10 protein-coding genes are annotated in these 11,548 nt (G+C 72.4%); 8 read left to right on the plus strand and 2 right to left on the minus strand.

Annotated elements, in window-relative coordinates; translation table 11 throughout:
- The 5 genes from J0670_RS16355 to J0670_RS16375 all read left to right on the plus strand — a co-directional run.
- A partial coding sequence (locus J0670_RS16355; protein ID WP_243437106.1) for a family 2 encapsulin nanocompartment cargo protein terpene cyclase occupies positions 1-932 on the plus strand: 932 nt, incomplete at its 5' end.
- Positions 933-1,006: 74 nt separating this feature from the next.
- Positions 1,007-1,885: a geranyl diphosphate 2-C-methyltransferase gene (locus tag J0670_RS16360; protein WP_207812314.1), complete on the plus strand. Its 879-nt coding sequence runs from the start codon at positions 1,007-1,009 to the stop codon at positions 1,883-1,885.
- A 234-nt stretch (positions 1,886-2,119) separates the two neighbouring features.
- Positions 2,120-3,187: a phosphatidylinositol-specific phospholipase C domain-containing protein gene (locus tag J0670_RS16365; protein WP_207812315.1), complete on the plus strand. Its 1,068-nt coding sequence runs from the start codon at positions 2,120-2,122 to the stop codon at positions 3,185-3,187.
- A 96-nt stretch (positions 3,188-3,283) separates the two neighbouring features.
- Positions 3,284-3,676: a ribonuclease domain-containing protein gene (locus J0670_RS16370; protein ID WP_207812316.1), complete on the plus strand. Its 393-nt coding sequence runs from the start codon at positions 3,284-3,286 to the stop codon at positions 3,674-3,676.
- 120 nt (positions 3,677-3,796) lie between these two features.
- Entirely contained in the window at positions 3,797-4,147 is a 351-nt protein-coding gene (locus J0670_RS16375) for a 5-carboxymethyl-2-hydroxymuconate Delta-isomerase (protein ID WP_207812317.1), read from the plus strand.
- Positions 4,148-4,208: 61 nt separating this feature from the next.
- On the opposite strand, the gene J0670_RS16380 is transcribed toward J0670_RS16375, so the two are convergent.
- A complete protein-coding gene (locus J0670_RS16380; RefSeq protein WP_207812318.1) occupies positions 4,209-5,837 on the minus strand; it encodes an alpha/beta hydrolase in 1,629 nt (542 codons plus the stop codon).
- A gap of 168 nt (positions 5,838-6,005) precedes the next feature.
- Between J0670_RS16380 and J0670_RS16385 the strand changes: the two genes are divergently transcribed.
- From J0670_RS16385 to J0670_RS16395, 3 genes are all read left to right on the plus strand, one after another.
- A complete protein-coding gene (locus tag J0670_RS16385; protein WP_207812319.1) occupies positions 6,006-7,358 on the plus strand; it encodes an MFS transporter in 1,353 nt (450 codons plus the stop codon).
- 61 nt (positions 7,359-7,419) lie between these two features.
- Positions 7,420-8,268, plus strand: coding sequence for an SAM-dependent methyltransferase (locus tag J0670_RS16390; protein WP_307806545.1), 849 nt, complete (start codon positions 7,420-7,422; stop codon positions 8,266-8,268).
- A gap of 180 nt (positions 8,269-8,448) precedes the next feature.
- A complete protein-coding gene (locus J0670_RS16395; RefSeq protein WP_207812320.1) occupies positions 8,449-10,089 on the plus strand; it encodes a metallophosphoesterase family protein in 1,641 nt (546 codons plus the stop codon).
- A gap of 49 nt (positions 10,090-10,138) precedes the next feature.
- On the opposite strand, the gene J0670_RS16400 is transcribed toward J0670_RS16395, so the two are convergent.
- The coding region (locus J0670_RS16400) for a cytochrome P450 (protein ID WP_207812321.1) at positions 10,139-11,548 on the minus strand (1,410 nt) is incomplete at its 5' end.

The following is an 11,548-nucleotide window of genomic DNA, read 5'->3' on the forward strand; positions in this document are numbered from 1 at the left end:
ACCCGGCCCGGGTGGAGGCGCTCAGCCTGAAGATCAAGGCCTGGGCGATGGACGAGGTCGAGCTCTACCCGCCGGAGTGGGAGAAGGACTTCGACGGGTTCTCCACCGGGCGCTACATGGTGGCCTGCCACCCCGACGCGCCCAGCATCGACCACCTGATGCTCGCGGCCCGGCTGATGGTCGCGGAGAACGCGGTGGACGACTGCTACTGCGAGGACCTCGGCGGCTCGCCGGTCGGCCTGGGCAGCCGCCTGCTGCTCGCGCACACCGCGCTCGACCCGCTGCACACCGCGTCGGAGTACCACCCGGCCTGGGAGGCCTCGCTCTCCGAGGACGCGCCCCGCCGGGCCTACCGCTCGGCGATGGAGTACTTCAGCCGCGCCTCCACGCCCTCCCAGTCGGACCGCTTCCGGCACGACATGGCACGGTTGCACCTGGGGTACCTGGCCGAGGCCGCCTGGGCCGAGACCGACCACGTCCCGGAGGTGTGGGAGTACCTGGCCATGCGCCAGTTCAACAACTTCCGCCCCTGCCCGACGATCACGGACACCGTCGGCGGCTACGAGCTGCCCGTCGAGCTGCACGCGCTGCCCGCCATGCAGCGGGTGATCGCCCTGGCCGGCAACGCCACCACCATCGTCAACGACCTGTACTCGTACACCAAGGAGCTGTCCAGTCCCGGGCTGCACCTGAACCTGCCCGTGGTGATCTCCGAGCGCGAGGGCGTGTCGCGCAAGGAGGGCTACCTCAAGGCGGTCGAGGTCCACAACGAGCTGATGCACGCCTTCGAGGCCGAGGCGGCCGCGCTCGCCGTGGCCTGCCCGGTGCCGACCCTCGTACGGTTCCTGCGCGGTGTGGCCGCGTGGCTCGACGGCAACCACTACTGGCACCAGACCAACACCCACCGCTACGCGCTGCCCGACTTCTGGTAGCCCACCTCCGGTGGCGCTCGTCCCGGCGGCCACTCGATTTCGACAACCACCCTTGACCATAATGGAGTTGAGACATGTCCCTGACCGACGACCTCACCACTTCCGGCGGCACCATCCCCGGCCCGGCGACTCCGTACCAGGGCGACATCGCACGCTACTGGGACCACGAGGCACGCCCGGTCAACCTCCGTCTGGGCGACGTCGACGGCCTCTACCACCACCACTACGGCATCGGTGAGATCGACCGGGAGGCCATCGGTGACCCGGCCGACAGCGAGCGCGAGAAGAAGGTCGTCGCCGAGCTGCACCGCCTGGAGTCCGCCCAGGCCGACGTGCTGCTCAGCCACCTCGGCGACATCCGCGCCGACCACACCCTCGTCGACGCGGGCTGCGGCCGCGGCGGCTCGATGGTGATGGCCCACCAGCGTTTCGGCTGCCGGGTCGAGGGCCTGACCCTCTCCACCCAGCAGGCCGACTTCGGCAACAAGCGCGCCGCCGAGCTGGGCATCGGCGAGTTCGTCCGCTCCCGGGTCCACAACATGCTCGACATGCCGTTCGAGACCGGTACGGTCGCCGGCTCGTGGAACAACGAGTCCAGCATGTACGTCGACCTGCACGACCTGTTCGCCGAGCACTCCCGGGTGCTGTCGGTCGGCGGCCGCTACGTGACCATCACCGGCTGCTGGAACCCTCGCTACGGCCAGCCGTCGAAGTGGGTCTCCCAGATCAACGCGCACTTCGAGTGCAACATCCACTCCCGCCGCGAGTACCTGCGGGCGATGGCCGACAACCGTCTGGTGCCGCAGGCCGTCATCGACCTGACCCCGGACACCCTGCCCTACTGGGAGCTGCGCGCCACCACCTCGCTGGTCACCGGCATCGAGGAGGCGTTCATCAACTCCTACAAGGACGGCTCCTTCCAGTACGTGCTGATCGCGGCCGACCGGGTCTGACCCCGCCCCGCACCCACGGGCGGCCTCCCCACGTGCGGGGGGAGGCCGCCCTTCTGCCGCCCGGAACAGGTGGCGGCGAGACGGGTGACACCGCGTCACGATCGCGTGGCGGCCAGATGTCGAGCCGTCATGTGCTTGTCGTGTCTTCTTCACATGGAGCACGTACCGGTGCACGATGCTTCCTGCGACGGCCCGGACACGCGGCCTGTCCGACCGACCCAGGGGGTAGTCCTGATGACCGTACGCCGCACTCTGGCCGGCCTGGTGGCCGGCGGCCTGCTCGCCGCCGCGGCGGTGCTGACCTCCGCGTCCCCGGCGGGCGCCGAGAACGGGACGGGCGAGCTGCCGTTCTCCTCGGCCACCACCGTCGGCCTGCACAACACCTACGAGCCGGCCGCCTACCCGTACCTGGCCCAGGCGTTGGACACCGGCACCGGGATGATCGAGCTGGACGTCTGGACCGACGTCATCACCGGCGAGTGGAAGGTCAGCCACACCAACCCGCTCGGCAACTCCAACAACTGCACCGCCGCGAGCACCCCGGACCAGCTCTACGGCGGCGGCGCCAACAAGAACCTGGAGCACTGCCTCGACGACATCCGGGTCTGGCTCGGCGCCCACCCGGGGGCCGGCCCGCTGGTGGTCAAGCTGGAGATGAAGGGCGGCTTCGCGGCCGACTTCGACCTGGGGCCGACCGAGCTGGACGCGCTGATCGCCGCCCACCTCGGCTCCGCCGTGCTGCGCCCGGCCGATGTGCTGGCGAAGCCCGGCGGCGGCACGTACGCGAGCCTCGACGAGGCGGTGCGGGCGGGCAACTGGCCGAGCCGGTCGGCGCTGGCCGGGCGGGTGCTGCTCTACGCGATCCCGGGCACGGCCGAGTTGAGCAACCCCTTCGACACCCTGCACACCGACGTCGAGTACGGGCGGCACCTGCGCGACCTCGCCGCCGCCGGCCGGGTCGGGGACGCCCAGGTGTTCCCGTCCGCGCTCGGCGCCGCGAAGGGGGACCCGCGCGACCGGTACGCGGGCGCGGACGCCGGGATCCGCCCGTGGTTCGTGGTCTTCGACGGCGACGCCTCGACCTACGTGAACACCATCGACACCGCCTGGTACGACCGCTCGCACTACCTGCTGGTGATGACGGACGCGCACCTGGTCGCGCCCGCGATCAGCGCCACCGACCCGACCGCCGAGCAGGCGCGGGCCCGCACCGAGCAGTTGGCCAAGGCGCACGCGAGCATCGTGTCGAGCGACTGGCGCAGGCTCCCGTCGGTGCAGTCCTTGGTGCTGCCTCGCGGCTGACCTGCTCAAGGCACCTGTGGATACGGCGAGTTGACCGGAGATGAAGACTCGGAACGGGGCTTCCGGCAGGCCCGGGCGGTCGCCATCCTGTTTGGCATGACCCGAACTCTACGCGCGTGGAAGACCCGTGCCGCCGCCACCGCCGTCCTCGCCCTGGCCACCCTCGCCCCCGTCGCCGTCGCCACCGAGGCGCAGGCCGCGGTGAGCGGCTCGGTGTGCCTGTCCGCCCTGCCGGCCCAGGCCCACACCACGCTCGACCTGATCGCCTCCGGCGGGCCGTTCCCGTACAGCCAGGACGGCGTCGTCTTCCAGAACAAGGAGCGCGTGCTGCCGACCCAGCGGTCCGGTTACTACCACGAGTACACCGTGGTGACCCCCGGCTCGCCCACCCGCGGCGCCCGCCGGATCGTCACCGGTCAGCGCTACCACGAGGACTACTACACCGGCGACCACTACGCGACCTTCCGGCTGATCAACTTCGGCTGCTGAAGCCGCACTTCGACTTCCGGGCCCCGGCCGCGACGGCCGGGGCCCGCTGCCGTCCCCGGTCCGCCGGGTGGGGCCGCGATAGGGTCGGCGGCGTCCGCACACGTCCTGGGGAGGAAACCCGTGCCGCAGATCCTGGTCGACCACTCGGCCGAACTCGACTTCGACCGCGACGGCCTCGCCGCCGAACTGCACCGGGCGATCACCGAGGTGATCGACACCACCGTGGCGGACTGCAAGACCCTCTTCCGCCCGGCCGCGCACCACGTGGTCGGCGATGGCACGGCCGGCGAGGCGGTGGTGCTGGTCGAGGTCAAGATCCTGGCCGGCCGCACCACTGACCAACGCGCCGAACTGAGCGCCCTCGTCCTCGCCGCACTCCGCACCCGCATCACCGCACCGGCCGCCCTCGGGGTCCAGGTCACCGAACTCGACCGCGACACCTACCGCTTCGTTCACCACCCCGGCCACTGACCACTGACGGCGAACCGCCCCCCGCGCGGGGGGCGGTTCGCCGTCGGCGTGGGTGCGTCTGTCAGTCCGTCTGGCAGCGCGTTCCGGCCGCGGGCACGGCGCCGTCCACCAGGTAGGAGTTCACCGCCGTGCGGATACAGGCGCTGCGGTCGTACGCGACGTGGCCCTCGCCCTCGCGGGTGAGCAGGACGGCGTTGCCGAGTTCGCCGGCGAGCTTCTCGGCCCAGGCGTACGGGGTGGCCGGGTCGCCGGTGGAGCCGACGACCACGATCGGGGTGGCCGCGGCGGACTTGATGGCGTGCGGCTTCTCGGTGGAGCGGAACGGCCAGACGCGGCAGTCCGGGTCGAACAGGGCGGCCATCGGGTCGTGCTTGCCGACCAGCGGGGCCTTGGCGGCGAGGTCGGTGAGGGCGGCCTGGAGCTGGTCGCCGGCCGGGGCGTCGGTGGCACCGTCGGCGCAGTGGATGGCGGTGTAGGCGTCGGCCGAGTCGTCGTAACGGCCGCTCTTGTCGCGGCCGTTGTAGTCGTCGGCGAGGTCCAGCAGGTCGTCGCCCTTACCGCGGACCATGGCCCAGCCGATGGAGTTGCGCAGGTTGCTCCACGCCTTCTCACCGCCGTAGAGGCGGCCGAGCACGCCGTTCCAGGCGGCGGTGGAGGTGAGGACGCGGCCCGAGGAGGTCTTGAGCGGCTTGTCCTTCAGACCGTCCAGGAAGTCGGCGAGCTTCTGCGCGGCCTGGTCGGGGTCCTTGCCGAGCGAGCACGGGTTCTTGGTGGCGCAGTCGGCGGCGAAGGCCTTCAGCGCGCGCTCGAAGCCGGCCGACTGCTCGATGTTGTGCTGGGCCAGGGACATGGAGGCCGAGGTGGCGCCGTCCAGGACGAGCCGGCCGACCCGGTCCGGGAACTCCTCGGCGTAGAGAGAGCCGAGGTAGGTGCCGTAGGACATGCCGAGGTAGCTGAGCTTCTGGTCGCCGAGGGCGGCGCGCAGGACGTCCATGTCGCGGGCGCTGTTGCGGGTGCTGACGAAGGGCAGCACCTGGGCGTACTTGGCCTGGCAGGCGTCGGCGAGCTGCTTGCCGTGGTCGGCGCCGGGGGTGTCGGTGGTGAGCCAGCCGTCCCGGGCCTGGTCGTCGAGGCACTTGAGCGGGCTGGTGCCGGCGACGCCGCGCGGGTCGAAGCCGACCAGGTCGAAGCGGTCGTGCAGCGGGCCGTCGAAGCGGGTCGACGCGCCCTTGACCATCGCGACGCCGGAGCCGCCCGGGCCGCCCGGGTTGAGGACCAGGGAGCCGATCCGCTGGTCCGTCTTGCTCGCGGGGTTGCGGACCACCGCGACGTCCAGGGTTCCGGTGGCGGGGGCGGTGTAGTCCAGCGGGACCTTGAGGGTCGCGCACTGGAGTGCCGAGGTATCGGCCTTCCCGTCGCCGGGGGTGGGCGGGCAGGCAGCCCAGGCGAGCTGCTGGCCGTAGAAGGCCTGGAGCGCAGGGTCGTTGGCGCCGGTGGGCTTGACCGTCGGCGTCGGCGTCGGCGTCGGTGTCGGGGTGGCGGTCGGTGCGGCGGCGGCCGGGGCGGAGCCCGACGCGGCGGTGGTGGCGGAGCTGGAGCCGCCGCCGCTGGTGCAGCCGGCCAGCAGGGCGACGGCGGTGGCGGCGGAGACGGCGGCGGGCAGGACACGCCGAGAGGTCCGGGTGATCATCGAATGCACCGCACACAAATATCACCAGACAGTCACACCAGTCACATTGGTATTCCACGGCTGCCCCGAGGGCCTCGTCCGAGTCGGGCGGGGAGTTCGCCCGCGACCGGCCCGGCGGGAAACCCGGATCCGATCCCGCCGCAGGTCGAACGGTGTCATGCTGAGGCCATGACAGATCGCATCGGTGTCGCCCCCGACCGTGACGCGTCGCAATCCGGGGGCCGACGGCGGGAGTTGGCCGCGGCAACGGTCGGATCGGTGGTCGAGTCCTTCGACTGGAACATCTACGCCGTCCTCGCCCCGTACTTCGCCGCCGACCTCTTCGGGCACGGCAAGGGAGGCGTCAGCGGGGTGCTCGGCGCGTACGCCACCTTCGCGGTGGGCTTCGTCGCCCGGCCGGTCGGCTCCTACCTGATCGGACGGCTCAGCGACACCCGGGGGCGGCGCTTCGCGCTCAGCCTCGGGATGGCGGTGATCGCCGCCGCGAGCCTGGGCATCGCGGCGCTGCCCGGGCAGCGGACGATCGGCGCCTGGGCGGCGGTGCTGGCGGTCGTCGCCCGGGTGGTGCAGGGGCTCGCCTTCGGAGGGGAGGCGCCCAGCGTCGCCGCGTACGTCACCGAGACCGCCCCGCCACGGCACCGCTTCGCGTTCAGCTCGGTCTCCTACGGCGGGATCATCCTCGGCTCGCTGCTCTCCTTCGGCGTGCTCACCGCGCTGATCCACACCATCGGCAAGTCCGGCCTGGAGAACGGAGGTTGGCGCTGGGGCTTCGTGGTCGCCGCACTGCTCGGGCTGGGCGCGGTGTGGGTGCGGCGGGCCGCGCCGGAGAGCGCCGAGTTCCGCCGCGCCCGGGCCCGGGTGCCCGAGGGTGGACGCGCGCCGTTCCTGCCGATGCTCCGGCAGCACCGCTGGGCGGTGCTCACCGTCTTCCTCAACACCCTCGGCGCCACCATCGGTTACTACTTCGCCCTGGTCTACCTGCCGCAGTACGCCGCCGCCTACCACGTGATCGACAAGGAGCAGGCCGCCTCCTTCATGACCGTGGTGCTCGCCGTGGTGCTGGTCACCATGCTGCTCACCGGCGCGGCGGCCGACCGCTTCGGCCTGCTGCCGGTCGCCCGGCTCGGCCTCGGACTGCCGGTCCCGCTGGTCGGGGTGCTGCTCGCCGGGCTGCGCGAGGGCTGGCTGCCATTCCAGGCGGTGGCCGTGCTGCTGGGGATGCTGGTGGCGACGGTGCTCGGCACGCTCAACGTCTTCACCGGCCTGCTGTTCCCGACCGAGGTGCGGGCCGTGGGCCTCGGCGTGGTCAACGCCGCCACCATCGCCGCGTTCGGCGGTACCTTCCCGCTGCTCGCCGAGTGGCTGGAGAGCCACGGCGCGCTCGGCGTCATCCCGGTCTACGTCACGGTCTGCACCGTGGGCCCGGCGCTCGCCCTGCTGACGGCCATGCGGGTGCCCTCGTTCGCCGCCGCCGTCCGGGAGGCGGAGGCGGGCGCCCGGCGGACACCGGGAACCGTCTGACGGACGATCAATCCGTGTGGTTGAGTTGGTCCGGACAACGCCGAACGGGGAGGGGCGGGCCGTGGACAGCAACGGACCGGACAGCTGGTTGACCGAGGCCGGGTTCGACCGGCCGCCGCAGGTGGACCTGCGGACCGACCGGGCCCACTCCGCCCGGATCTACGACTACCTGCTCGGCGGGAAGACCAACTTCCCGGCGGACCGCGAGGTCGGCGACCGACTGCTCGGCCACGTACCCGGCGCCCGCGCCGGCGCCCGCGCGGCCCGTTCGGTGATGCACCGGATGGTCCGCCGGCTCGCCGAGGAGCACGGCGTGCGGCAGTTCCTGGACGTCGGCACCGGGATTCCCACCGCGCCCAACCTGCACGAGATCGTCCAGGCGGTCGACCCGGCCTGCCGGGTGGTGTACGTCGACAACGACCCGATCGTGCTCGCCCACTCGCGCGCGCTGCTCAGCAGCGCCCCCGAGGGCCGCACCGCCTACGTCGAGGGCGACCTGCGCGAGCCGGAGCGGTTCCTGTCCGACCCGGCGGTGGCCGCCACCCTGGACCTGAACGCGCCGATCGCCCTGACGCTGATCAACATCGTGCACTTCCTCTCCGACGAGGCCGCGCACCCGCCCGTCAGCAAGCTGGTGGACGCCCTGCCCCCGGGCAGCTTCCTGGCGCTGACGGCCGGCACCTCCGACCACGCGCCCGAGGGCGCCGCCGACGGTGCCCGGAGCTACGCGGACGCCGGGATCGAGCTCCACGCGCGCTCGCGGGCCGAGGTGGAGCGCTTCTTCGTCGGGCTGGAACTGGACGAGCCGGGCGTGGTCCTGATCAACCGTTGGCATCCGGAGCTCGGGGAGGGCCAAGGCCGGCCCGACGGCGAGGTCTCGGTGTACGGGGGCGTGGGCCGCAAGCCGTGACGGTGCCGGGCGCCCGGGTCCAGATCCAGATCCAGATCCAGATCCAGATCCGGGCCCGGACGCCCGGGCATCACGTCCGATCGCGCCCGGTCATGTCCGATCACGTCCGAACGATCGTCTTGACGCGTGCATGGCGATACAGTGCTGCGGGTCGAACCCCCACTCGACCGACGGAGCAGCATGATGATCGCACGCAGGTCCATCCTCAAGGGCACCTCAGCGGCCGGAGCCGCCCTGGCCACGGGCGCCGCCGCCCAACCCGCCGCCGCCCAACCGGCGGACGTCCAGCCGGCGGAGGCCGCCGAGCCGCCCGCAAGCCCCCTGCTACAGGCCACCCCGCACCGGATCGGCGCCCCCGCCGTGAGCGGCCTGCACCTCCAGTTCGGCACCGACCCCAGCGCCGAGATGACCGTCTCCTGGATCACCCCGCAGTCCGTCCGCCGCCCGCAGGTCCGGCTCGGCTCGCCGAACGGCGGCCTCGGCCGGGTCGTCGACGCCGAGACCCGTACCTACCGCGACGCCCTGGACCAGGGCGAGGTGTACGTCCACCACGCCCGGCTCACCGGACTGCGCCCCGCGACCACCTACCTCTACGCCGCCGGCCACGACGGCGCGAACCCCGAGTCGGGCAGCTTCACCACCGCCCCGCGCGGCCGCACCCCCTTCACCTTCACCAGCTTCGGCGACCAGGCCACCCCCAACCTCCGCCGCCGCCTCACCTTCCCCGACGGCATGCCCTCGCCGCTCGGCAAGTACCCCGTGTTCATGAGCAGCCAGGTCGGTACCCCGTACGCCGCCGACATCGTCGCCGCCGTCGAACGCGTCGGCCCGCTGTTCAACCTGGTCAACGGCGACCTCTGCTACGCCTCCTACGGCGGCCGGCGCGGTCAGAGCCGCACCGCCACCTGGGCGGACTGGTTCATCAACAACAGCCGCTCGGCCCGGCTGCGCCCCTGGATGCCCTGCGTCGGCAACGGCGACATCGAGAAGGGCAACGGCCCGCTCGGCACCCTCGGCTACCAGACCTACTTCAGTCTCCCCGGGTCGTCCGCCGACCGGGACGAGGAGACCCGGGGCCTGTGGTACGCCTTCACGGTCGGCTCGGTGCGCTTCATCAGCCTCGCCAACGACGACGTGGCGATCCAGAACTCCGCCGACAACTATCTGCGCGGTTCCTCCGGAGGAGCTCAACGGCGCTGGCTGGAACGCGAGTTACGGGCCGCCCGGGGCAACCGGTCGATCGACTGGATCGTGGTCTGCATGCACCACCCGATGATCTCCAGCTCCAAGCACGGCGCCGGCAGCGACCTCGGCGTGCGCGAGGCCTGGGGCCCGCTGTTCGACTCCTACGGGGTCGACCTCGTGCTCAGCGGCCACGAGCACTACTACGAGCGCTCCCACCCCGTCCGCGGCACCCTGCCCAACGACACCCGCACCCCGGTGCCCACCGGCACCGACCTGCACCTGGCCGACACCGGGCGGGGCACCGTGCACATGGTCATCGGCACCGGCGGCAACGCCGCCACCACCCAGGACGACCTGTTCGAACGCCCCCAGGGCCGGGTGGTCGTCCGCCTGGAGGACAAGCCCGCCCCGGGCGCGCCCTACCGGGAGTCGGTCTGGGTCACCGAGGACGCCCCCTGGGCCGCCCTCCAGGACCGCGAACACACCCACGGCTTCGCCGCCTTCGAGGTCGACCCCGGCGACCGGCGCGGCGGAACTACCACGATGCGGGTCACCTACTACACCTTCGACGGCCCGCACGGGGACCTCACCCCGGTGGACGCCTTCACCCTGTACCGCCGCCGCGCCGACGGGTAGGGCGCGGCGACGGCCCGGGGCGGGTGGAAGGACCGCCCCGGGCCATCGCTCAGCGCCGGAAGAGGGCGGTCAGCGCGTCCCACCAGCTGCGTCGCTGGGCCGGCACGAGCGGGGCGGCCTGGCCCGAGGCGTCGGCCGTGACCGCCACGGGCGTCTCGGGCGTCTCGGCCTGCTCCGGCAGGCCGTCGGCCGCCGCCAGGGCGGCCCGCTCCCTCTCCTCCGCCGCCCGCTCGGCCTCCGCCACCGACTCCGGGTCCGGCTCGATCTCCTGCGGGGTGAACTCCACCGGCAGCGCCGTCAGATGGCGCGAGATCCAGGACGAGGTCCAGGTCAACTCCTCCTCGGGGACGGCCAGTCGGACGTCCGGCAGCAGGGTGAGCAGGATGTCGATCCCGGCCTCGGCGACGTGCCGTCCGATGTCCTGCCCCGGGCACTCGTGCGGCCCGGCGCCGAAGGACAGGTGCGAGCGGTTGCCGTGCAGCGGGGCGGCCAGGTCCGGCCGGACCACCGGGTCGACGTTGCCCGCCGCGATCCCGAGCAACAGGAGGTCCCCGGCCCGGATCTGCTGCCCGCCGAGCTCGGTGTCGGCGGTCGCCCAGCGCCCGGCCACCAGGGACATCGGCGGGGCGTCCCAGAGCACCTGGTCCAGCGCCTCGCCCAGGGTCATCTGGCCGCCGGACAGGTGGGCTCGGAAGCGCGGGTCGGTGAGCACCATCTTGAGCGAGTCGGCGATCAGGTTGACGGTCGTCTCGTTGGCGGTGAGCAGCACCACCCGCAGGTGCTCCATCACCTCGTCGTCCGTCAGCCCGGCCGGGTGGGCCAGCAGACGGCTGGTCAGGTCGTCGTCGGGGTGGTCGTGCTTGATCGCGATGGTACGGCGCAGACCGGCCACCACGTACTCGTTGCTGGCGATCGCCGTCTCGGTGCCCTTCATCAGGTCCCGTGCGGCGTCGACCAGTTGAGGACCGTACTCATCGGGCATGCCGATCAGCTTGGTCATCACCAGCATCGGCAGGTGCTCGGCGAACTGGGTGATCAGCTCGGCCCGGCCGGTCGGCCCGACCACCTGGACCAGGTCGGTGGTGAAGCGGCGGACGTGGCGGCGGATGCCGCGCTGGTCGAAGCCGTTCAGGCCGTCCAGCAGGGCGCCGCGCAGCCGGCGGTGCTCCTCGCCGTCGGCGAACACGCAGATGGGCTGCCAGGCGAGCACGGGCAGCAGCGGGGAGTTCGCCGGGACCTCGCCGTCGCGGAAGGCGCTCCACAGCCGGGAGTCGCGGGAGAACAGCGAGGGGGTGCGCATCGCGGTGATGTTGGCGTCGTGGCCGAGGATCAGCCAGGCCGGGTGGTCGCCGTGCAGCAGCACCGGGGCGACCTCGCCGTACTCGGCGCGAAGCTTCTCGTTCAGGCCCGCGGGGTCGGCCTCGGCCTCCGGGCCGTACAGGCGCCGCAGGCCGCCGGG

Source organism: Streptomyces sp. FH025, assembly GCF_017427025.1.
Classification (GTDB): domain Bacteria; phylum Actinomycetota; class Actinomycetes; order Streptomycetales; family Streptomycetaceae; genus Kitasatospora.